General features: G+C 72.9%; 6 protein-coding genes. All 6 read left to right on the forward strand.

The annotated features are described in order from the left end of the window. Positions 1–3: 3 nt before the first annotated feature. Positions 4–2334 carry a DUF5682 family protein gene (locus tag CR470_RS33025; protein WP_097871142.1) on the forward strand — a complete coding sequence of 777 codons (2331 nt, stop codon included), beginning with the start codon at positions 4–6 and terminating at the stop codon, positions 2332–2334. A gap of 125 nt (positions 2335–2459) precedes the next feature. Beyond that, positions 2460–3731 (forward strand): VWA domain-containing protein, encoded by a 1272-nt coding sequence (locus CR470_RS33030; protein WP_097871138.1) that lies wholly within the window; start codon positions 2460–2462, stop codon positions 3729–3731. Between the two features lie 100 nt (positions 3732–3831). Further along, positions 3832–4860: a hypothetical protein gene (locus CR470_RS33035; protein ID WP_143663924.1), complete on the forward strand. Its 1029-nt coding sequence runs from the start codon at positions 3832–3834 to the stop codon at positions 4858–4860. A 105-nt stretch (positions 4861–4965) separates the two neighbouring features. Further along, positions 4966–5910 carry a hypothetical protein gene (locus CR470_RS33040; RefSeq protein WP_097871140.1) on the forward strand — a complete coding sequence of 315 codons (945 nt, stop codon included), beginning with the start codon at positions 4966–4968 and terminating at the stop codon, positions 5908–5910. Between the two features lie 392 nt (positions 5911–6302). Continuing rightward, complete coding sequence (gene sucC, locus CR470_RS33045) at positions 6303–7484, forward strand: ADP-forming succinate--CoA ligase subunit beta (protein ID WP_097871141.1); 1182 nt, start codon at positions 6303–6305, stop codon at positions 7482–7484. Between the two features lie 21 nt (positions 7485–7505). Then, on the forward strand, positions 7506–8390 hold the full coding sequence (gene sucD / locus CR470_RS33050) for a succinate--CoA ligase subunit alpha (protein WP_018955930.1): 885 nt from the start codon (positions 7506–7508) through the stop codon (positions 8388–8390). Positions 8391–8463 lie beyond the last annotated feature (73 nt).

Genomic DNA, 8463 nt, shown 5'->3' on the forward strand with positions numbered 1-8463 from the left:
GATGTGTATAAGAGACAGGTCCTCGCCGCGCTCGCGGCGGCCCGCCCGGCCGCCGTCCTCATCGAGGGGCCGCCCGAGGGCGACGCGCTGCTGCCTCTGGCCGCCGACCCGCGGATGCGCCCCCCGGTCGCGCTGCTCGCACACGCCGTGGACGACCCGGGGCGGGCCTCCTTCTGGCCGATGGCCGCGTTCTCGCCCGAGTGGGTGGCCATCCGCTGGGCTCTCGACCACGACGTCCCGGTCCGCTTCATCGACCTGCCCGCCGCCCACTCCCTCGCGCTCAAGGAACCGGCGCCGGGCACGGGGAGCGAGGAGGCGGCCGCGGGGGAGCGGGCCGGGGAAGAGGACACGCCGAACGTCGACCCGATTCGAGTGCTCGCGGAGACCGCCGGATACGACGATCCCGAACGCTGGTGGGAGGACATCGTCGAGCACCGTTCACCGGGCGCCGGCACCGGCCGGGGCTCAGGCAGCCCGCCCGGAGACACGGTGGGCGCGGACGACGCGGACGACGCGCTCGCGCCGTTCGCCGCACTGGCGGAGGCCATGAGCGCTCTCCGCGAGGCGTACGGCGACGGAGGGCAGCCCCGGGACGCGGTGCGCGAGGCGTACATGCGGATCCAACTGCGTACCGCCCGGAAGGAGTTCGGAGACGCCGTGGCCGTCGTCTGCGGTGCCTGGCACGTCCCTGCCCTCGCCGCGCGGACCACGCTCGCCACCGACCGTGCCCTGCTCAAGGGCCTCCCGAAGGTCAGGACGGACCTGACGTGGGTGCCCTGGACCCACCGTCGGCTTGCCCGGCACAGCGGGTACGGGGCGGGGATCGACGCGCCGGGCTGGTACGGGCACCTCTTCGACGTGGCGGACCGGCCGATCGAGCGATGGATGACCAAGGTCGCCGGACTGCTGCGCGAGGAGGACCGGTTCGTCTCCACCGCCCATGTCATCGAGGCCGTCCGGCTCGCCGAGACCCTCGCCGCGCTCCGGGGCCGCCCGCTGGCCGGCCTGGGCGAGACGACCGACGCGGTGCGGGCCGTCATGTGCGAGGGGTCCGACGTCCCGCTCGCCCTCGTCAGGGACCGGCTGATCGTCGGCGAGACCCTCGGAGAGGTGCCGGACACCGCCCCGGCCGTCCCGCTGCAACGCGACCTGACCCGAAGCCAGCGCGCCCTCCGGCTCAAGCCGGAGGCGTCGGAACGCGAGCTCGACCTCGACCTGCGCAAGGAGACCGACGCCGCCCGCAGCCGCCTCCTGCACCGGCTGCGCCTCCTCGACGTCGGCTGGGGCGATCCGGTCGCGGGACGGGGCAGCACCGGCACCTTCCGGGAGAGCTGGCGGCTGCGCTGGGAACCGGAACTGCACGTCCGGGTCGCCGAGGCGGGCGTGTGGGGCACCACCGTCCTCACCGCCGCCACCGCGAAGGCCGAGTCGGGGGCCGTGGCGGCGACCGCACTGGCCGACGTCACCGCACTCGCCGAACACTGCCTCCTGGCCGGACTGCCCGACGCGCTGCCCGTCGTGATGAAGGCCCTCGCCGACCGGGCCGCACTCGACGCGGACGTCGGCCACCTCGCGGACGCGCTGCCCGCCCTGGCCCGATCCCTGCGGTACGGGGACGTGCGCTCCACGGACACGGCGGCGCTCGCGGAGGTCGCCGCCGGACTCGCCGAGCGGATCTGCGTCGGCCTGCCGCCCGCCTGCGCCGGCCTCGACGCCGACGGGGCCGAGGCACTGCGCCGCCAGGTGGAGGCCGTGCACGGTGCGATCGGGCTCCTGCTCGCGGGAGCGGCCCCCGCCGAAGGGCTGCGGGAGCGCTGGGACGCCGTCCTGCACAAGCTGGCGGCCCGGGACACGGTCGCCGGGATCATCCGGGGCCGGGCCACCCGGCTGCTCCTCGACGAGGGGCGGCTGGCGGAGGACGAGGCCGCCCGGCTGATGGGCCTGGCGCTCTCCCCCGGAACCCCGCCCGCCGACGCCGCCGCCTGGATCGAGGGGTTCGTCGGCGGCGCGTCGGGTGGCGGCATGCTGCTGGTCCACGACGAGAGGCTGCTCGGCCTCGTCGACGCCTGGCTGACCGGTGTCCCCGCTGAGACGTTCACCGATGTGCTGCCACTGCTGCGCCGCACGTTCTCCGCGTACGAACCGGGCGTACGGCGCACGCTGGGCGAGCTGGTCCGGCGCGGGCCCGTCCCCGGGGGCGCCCGCCGGGACGAGGCCGGCCGGGCGCCCGGGGGCTTCGGACCCGGTCTCGACCGGGCCAGGGCCGACGCGGTGGAGCCGGTGCTGCGCCTGTTGATCGGCCGCCGGTCCGAGCCCGAGGAGGCCGCCGGATGACGAGGACCCCGACGACGGACCGGAGAACGAGCAACCCGGGCGCGACGGACCGGAGAACGAGCGACCCGGGAGCGAGAGACCACGGCGCGACGGACCCGGGCGCGACGCACCCGACGGGGGAGACGATGGAACGGACGACCGCACAGGCGTCGGGCCCGGCGCGGCCCACCGCCCCGCACGCGCCCGACGCCGAACGGCTGCGGCGCTGGCGGATGGTGCTCGGCGCGGACAGTGCCGACAGCACGGGGTGCGCCCTCACCGGCCAGGACGCGGCGATGGACGGGGCGTTGAACGCGCTGTACGGCGGGGGCGCCGGGAAGAAGCCCGGCGGCCGGGGCTCCGGCGGCCGGTCGGCGGGGCTCGGTGCGTCGGCGCCCTCCGTCGCCCGCTGGCTCGGCGACATCCGGACCTACTTCCCCAGCTCCGTGGTCCAGGTCATGCAGCGCGACGCGATCGACCGGCTCGGCCTGGCGGCCCTGCTCCTCGAACCGGAGATGCTGGAGGCGGTCGAGGCGGACGTCCACCTCGTCGGCACCCTGCTCTCCCTCAACAAGGCGATGCCCGAGACGACGAAGGAGACCGCACGCGCCGTCGTCCGCAAGGTCGTCGACGACCTGGAGAAGCGTCTGGAGAGCCGCACCAGGGCCACCCTGACCGGCGCCCTGGACCGTTCGGCGCGCATCAGCAGGCCGCGCCACCGGGACATCGACTGGAACCGCACCATCCGGGCCAACCTCAAGAACTACCTCCCCGTCCCGGGACCGGCAGGGACGGAGCGCAAGGCAGACCCGGGAGGCGCGGAAGGGAGGGGCACGATCGTTCCCGAGCGCCTCATCGGCTACGGGCGCGCCTCCCGGTCCGCCAAGAAGGACATCGTCCTGTGCATCGACCAGTCGGGCTCGATGGCCGCGTCGGTCGTCCACGCCTCGGTCTTCGGGGCGGTGCTCGCCTCCATGCGCACGCTCTCGACCCGGCTCGTCGTCTTCGACACGGCGGTCGCCGACCTCACGGACCAGCTCGACGACCCGGTCGACGTCCTCTTCGGCACCCAGCTCGGCGGCGGCACCGACATCAACCGGGCGCTGGCCTACTGCCAGTCGAAGATCACCCGCCCCGCGGACACCGTCGTCGTCCTCATCAGCGACCTCTACGAGGGCGGCATACGGGACGAGATGCTCAAGCGGGTCGCCGCGATGCAGGCCTCCGGCGTGCAGTTCGTGGCCCTGCTCGCACTCTCCGACGAGGGCGCACCCGCGTACGACCACGAGCACGCGGCGGCGCTCGGGGCGTTGGGTGTACCCGCGTTCGCCTGTACGCCGGATCTCTTCCCGGACGTCATGGCGGCGGCGATCGAGAAGAGGCCACTGCCCATACCGGACAAGGAGACCCAACAGTAACCGGGGACTTGCGCGACCCCCACGGGTGCGTGCAAGCATCGACCCGTCATTCGCGGAGGGGCGCATTCCGCCACCCGTGCACCAGAGAGGATCCACCGAGGTGACCGCAACCGCCGCTGCTCGCGCAGCCGTCGACCCGCGCCCGGCGCGGGGTACGGCGGGGCGTCGCGCGGTACAAGTGGTGCTGTTCCTCGGCGGGCTGCTGGCCCTGGGTCTCCTCGCGGGTGGACGCGCGGAGGCGCGGGAGCGTCCGGCCCCGGGCCCGCTCACTGCCTCCGTGGCGGACGCCGTGCCGGAGGGCGCAACCCCTGAGGCCGCCGTCCGCAAGGCAGCCGAGCCCGCGGCCCAGCCGGTGATCAAGACAGTGATCAAGCCGGTCGAGCGGGCCGCCCGGCAACAGGCCGCACAGCGGCGGACCGTACAGAAGGCCCCTGCGGAACCTGTAGGGAAATCCGCCGCGGAACCGGCCGCCGAACCCGCGGTCCCCATCGAAGCGCCTGCCTCCGCCGACGCCCCTGCCTCCACCATCTCCCCTGCTTCCCTCGCATCCACTGCCCCTGCGCCCGCTCGCGTCCGCGATGCCGTGGCCGTGGGCGCGCGAGACACCGTGGACCGGATCGCCGGGGAGGTGCGGCCGTTGGCGCCGTCCCTGCCGGGGCTTCCCCCGCTCCTTTCCGTGCTTCCCGTGCTCCCCGTGTCCGGCGGTGGACCGGACGCACCCGGTGCTCCGTCACTTTCCCTGCCGGACACCGGCCGTGGAGCCGGGGGCGGCACGGCGGCGCCGGCCGACGCCGGGGCGGATTCCGCCGCCGAACCCACCGTCGGCCACGACCGGGCCATCGCGGACCGGGGCTCTGCCCAGGCGGTGCCGGATGTGTCCGGAGTGCCGGATACCGGGCACGCGCCGGACTCCGAGCCCACGCCGGCTCCGGGCCGTGCGCCGTTCGGTCCCTGCGGCGACCTCGTGCGCACAGCGGTGGCCGACGGCCAGGGGCCGCGCGGCGGGGACCCGCACGCGGTCCGAGCCCCGAGTGGTCCGTACACCGCGCTCGTCCGGGGAGCGGGCCTCCCGGCGACCGCCGCCCCGATACCCGACAGATCCGGCGAGATCCTCGAATTCCCCGGCTAGGGCAGGCCGTACCCCGCCTCGACCTGCCGCACGGGGGCGGAACAGGTCTGCCCGCGTCCGGAGCTCTCCGGACTGCCGAACATCTTCGAAGGATCTGACACACCCATGCACAAGAACATGCGCCGATCCATAGCCGTCGCCGCCACCGCCACCGGTATGTGGGCGCTCGGCACCGCCGCGGCGAGCGCGGACGAGCTGCCCGTGTCCGTACCGCTCTCCACCCCGGACCTGGCGGCCGAGGCCCCCGACGGGACGGAGATCGTGAAGGACGTCACCGACAACAAGGTCCTCAAGGAGGCCAAGGACGCCAAGGTCCTCAAGGACGCCAAGGGCATCGATGGCGTCGACGGCGTCAAGGACACGCTGGCGGAGGCCGGGAGCAAGGCCGCCGGTGCGGCCGACGTACGGGACGGACTCCCGTCAAAGGTGCGCGCGCCGCAGGTCCCGGAGGTTCCGCAGGTCGCGGAGGCCCCGGAGCTCGGCGACGTACAGCAGGTGCCCGGGGCCGTGCGGCTTCCCGCCGCGCCTGCCGACGAGATCGACTACCTCTTCGGGCCGATCGAGCAGATCCCCGGCTACGCGCAGAACCAGGCACCGGCCGCCGTCCAGGGGGCGCTGGCCGAGGCAGGGCCCGTGGTCGGGCAGACGTCCGACTCGGTGCTGCCGCCGCTCGCCGCGGGTGCGGTCGGCGTGGCGGAGGCGGTCGGCGACGTCGGCACGCTCGCCCGGGGAGTCGTCGGCGAGGTCGCGCCGTTCGCCCAGGGCGTCGTCGGCGACGCCGTCGCACCCTTCGTGGAGGGCGTCACGACCGAGGTCCAGCCGCTGGCGGCCGGCGTCACGGGCGCGGCCGTGCCGTTCGCCCAGGGGGTCACCACCCGGGTGCAGCCGCTGGCCGAGAGCGTCGGGGCGCAGGCCCGGCCGTTCGCGGGCGGTCTGGCGGACACGGTCGGCGAGGACGCCCGCCCCGCCGTCGGTCACGCGGGCGCCGGCGTTCAGGGCGTCGCCTCCGTCGCCCCGTCCTTCGCGACGGACGCGCTGCCCGCGCTCTGAGGAGTCGGCACTGAGGAGTCGGCTCTGAGCAGTCGGCTCTGAGAAGTCCGACAGGGACGAACCATGCGGGCTGAGAGGCCGCCCGGTTCACCACATCGGAGTGCTCGGCCCAGGGGGACCCGGGCCGGGCACCCCAGTCCCGACCAGCCTCTTCCGGCTCCCGGCGAGCCCCGGCCGGGAGCCGGAGGAGCCACCCTCTGTGACCGTTATCACCGCTCAGGTGTGATCTGCGATTTAGGGTCACACCGAGCGCGGGGATAACCTGCCGGATGGACATGCCGCGTACTCGGACACCGTGTACGCCTCCCTAGTGACAGCGCAGTCACGTTGCCCATCGCGGCACGCCCACGCAGAAGAACGAACCGCGATACCACTAAAAGGGACGGACGCGCGTGGACCTGTTCGAGTACCAGGCGAGGGACCTCTTCGCCAAGCACGGTGTACCGGTGCTGGCCGGTGAAGTCATCGACACGCCTGAGGCAGCCCGCGAGGCGACCGAGAAGCTGGGCGGCAAGTCTGTCGTCAAGGCGCAGGTGAAGGTCGGCGGCCGCGGCAAGGCCGGCGGCGTCAAGCTGGCGGCCGACCCCGACGAGGCGGTCGCCCGGGCGACCGACATTCTCGGCATGGACATCAAGGGCCACACGGTCCACAAGGTGATGATCGCCGAGCTGTCCCCGGAGATCGAGGCGGAGTACTACGTCTCGTACCTCCTCGACCGCACCAACCGCACCTTCCTGGCCATGGCCTCGGTGCAGGGCGGCATGGACATCGAGGAGGTCGCGGAGAAGACCCCCGAGGCCCTCGCGAAGGTCCCGGTCAACGCCGTCGACGGGGTCGACATCGTCAAGGCCCGCGAGATCGTGGCCCAGGCGAAGTTCCCGGCCGACGTGGCCGAAGGGGTCGCCGAGGCCATGGTGACCCTGTGGGACACCTTCGTCGCCGAGGACGCGCTCCTCGTCGAGGTCAACCCGCTGGTGAAGACCAAGGACGGCCGGATCCTGGCCCTGGACGGCAAGGTGTCTCTCGACGAGAACGCCGACTTCCGTCAGCCGGGTCACGAGGCGCTCGAGGACAAGGCCGCAGCCAACCCGCTCGAGGCTGCCGCCAAGGCCAAGAACCTCAACTACGTCAAGCTCGACGGCGAGGTCGGCATCATCGGTAACGGTGCCGGTCTGGTCATGTCGACCCTGGACGTCGTCGCGTACGCCGGTGAGAACCACGGCAACGTGAAGCCCGCCAACTTCCTCGACATCGGTGGCGGCGCCTCCGCGGAGGTCATGGCGAACGGCCTGGAGATCATCCTCGGCGACCCGGACGTCAAGTCCGTCTTCGTCAACGTCTTCGGTGGCATCACCGCCTGTGACGAGGTCGCCAACGGCATCGTGCAGGCGCTCGCGCTGCTCGAGTCCAAGGGCGAGAAGGTCGAGAAGCCGCTGGTCGTGCGTCTCGACGGCAACAACGCGGAGCTGGGTCGCAAGATCCTTTCCGACGCCAACCACCCGCTCGTGCAGCGCGTGGACACCATGGACGGCGCGGCCGACAAGGCCGCCGAGCTCGCCGCGGCTGCGAAGTAAGGAAGAGGGACTCAGACCACCATGGCTATCTTCCTCACCAAGGACAGCAAGGTCATCGTCCAGGGGATGACCGGCGCGACGGGCATGAAGCACACCAAGCTCATGCTCGCCGACGGCACCAACATCGTCGGCGGCGTGAACCCGCGCAAGGCCGGCACCTCCGTCGACTTCGACGGCACCGAGGTACCGGTCTTCGGTTCCGTCGCCGAGGCGATGGAGAAGACCGGCGCGAACGTGTCCGTCCTCTTCGTCCCGCCGGCCTTCTCGAAGGCCGCCGTCGTCGAGGCGATCGACGCCGAGATCCCGCTCGCCGTCGTGATCACCGAGGGCATCGCCGTCCACGACTCGGCCGCCTTCTGGGCGTACGCCGGCGCGAAGGGCAACAAGACCCGGATCATCGGCCCGAACTGCCCGGGTCTCATCACCCCCGGCCAGTCCAACGCCGGCATCATCCCGGGCGACATCACCAAGCCCGGCCGCATCGGTCTCGTGTCGAAGTCCGGCACGCTGACCTACCAGATGATGTACGAGCTCCGTGACATCGGCTTCTCGTCCGCCGTCGGCATCGGTGGCGACCCGGTCATCGGCACCACGCACATCGACGCCCTCGCGGCGTTCGAGGCGGACCCGGAGACCGACCTCATCGTGATGATCGGCGAGATCGGCGGCGACGCCGAGGAGCGTGCCGCCGACTTCATCGCGAAGAACGTCACCAAGCCGGTCGTCGGTTACGTCGCGGGCTTCACCGCCCCGGAGGGCAAGACCATGGGCCACGCCGGCGCCATCGTCTCCGGCTCCTCGGGCACCGCCCAGGCGAAGAAGGAGGCCCTTGAGGCCGCCGGCGTCAAGGTCGGCAAGACGCCGACCGAGACCGCCAAGCTGGCGCGCGAGATCCTCGGCGCCTGACGCGGTCGGTCAGGCAGCAGGGACACGCTGCGAACGGCGCGGGCCCGCACCCCGGTGATACAGGGTGCGGGCC

It is taken from the genome of Streptomyces sp. rh34 (assembly GCF_002551245.1).
Lineage (GTDB): Bacteria > Actinomycetota > Actinomycetes > Streptomycetales > Streptomycetaceae > Streptomyces.